General features: G+C 47.0%; 2 pseudogenes. Both read left to right on the top strand.

Annotation, left to right across the window (positions count from 1 at the left end):
* Positions 1-205: 205 nt before the first annotated feature.
* Positions 206-295, top strand: a pseudogene (locus tag O9323_RS12030) (transposase); the annotation flags it as partial.
* A gap of 84 nt (positions 296-379) precedes the next feature.
* Positions 380-919: pseudogene (locus tag O9323_RS12025) on the top strand (ELWxxDGT repeat protein); the annotation flags it as partial.
* Between the last annotated feature and the right edge of the window lie 130 nt (positions 920-1,049).

Genomic DNA, 1,049 nt, shown 5'->3' with positions numbered 1-1,049 from the left:
CAAGCTCGCTTAGGTGAAGTTCCTTTAGATGTGGAACAATACCTGAATAAAGTTTCGGTACTATCTACATTACAAGAGATTGTTAAATTAGCAGCTACCGCTAATTCTCTCGCAGAATTTAAGCAGTCTTTGGCAAAAATCCAATCCTAGAACAACCATAAGAACATCTTAAACCCAATATCTAGAAAACGGGTTTGTTTGAGAGATACCGAGCCAGTACGAAAAAGATTTCTCCCAGAGAATGTATATTTATAACTATCGGGCCTTTGATTTGTATCAGAAACCAGTTATCAGTCCTCGACGGCACTCAATCCGTGTGGATGGTGCCTTCTTTAGGGGCTTAATTGTTTAATTTTCACCCTTTATTCAAGAAAAAATCATGTCAACTCCTTTTTTAGTAGATATCCGTCCCGGTGCCTTTAGCTCCTACCCCCGCTATCTGACGGCGGTGGGCAACACCCTGTACTTCATCGCTGATGACAACGTTAACGGTTATGAATTGTGGAAGAGCGACGGCACGGTAGCTGGTACAGTTGCGGTGGCCGACATCCGCTCCGCCAGCAGATTGACGGCAGTGGGCAACACCCTGTTCTTGACCGCCCGTGACGGCCTTAACGGTCAAGAATTATGGAAAAGCAACGGCACGGCGGCCGGTACGGTTCTGGTCAAAGATATCCGCCCCGGTTTCTATGGTTCCTTCCCCCAAAATCTAACGGCAGTGGGCAATACCCTGTTCTTCACTGCCGGCAGTCGAGAATTATGGAAGAGCGACGGCACGGCGGCCGGTACGGTTCTGGTCAGTGACAACTTTGCCGGTCCCGGTGCCTTGTTCGGCAATCTGATGGCGGTGGGCAATACCCTGTTCTTCACTGCCTATAACAACGGTTTGCAACATAAATTATGGAAGAGCAGCAATTCTCATTTTGATGCTAGAAGCAGATTTTAGCACCCCCACCAAAAATGTCATAACCCTCATAATGACTGAATAGCTGAAATTACACCCGTCCAACACTGATTGGCGATCGCGATTTTGCCACCTGTTAAATCTC

It is taken from the genome of Microcystis sp. LE19-131.1A (assembly GCF_027532015.1).
In the GTDB taxonomy this organism is placed as follows: domain Bacteria; phylum Cyanobacteriota; class Cyanobacteriia; order Cyanobacteriales; family Microcystaceae; genus Microcystis; species Microcystis ichthyoblabe_A.
This window is presented reverse-complemented; position numbering and strand designations above follow the sequence as displayed.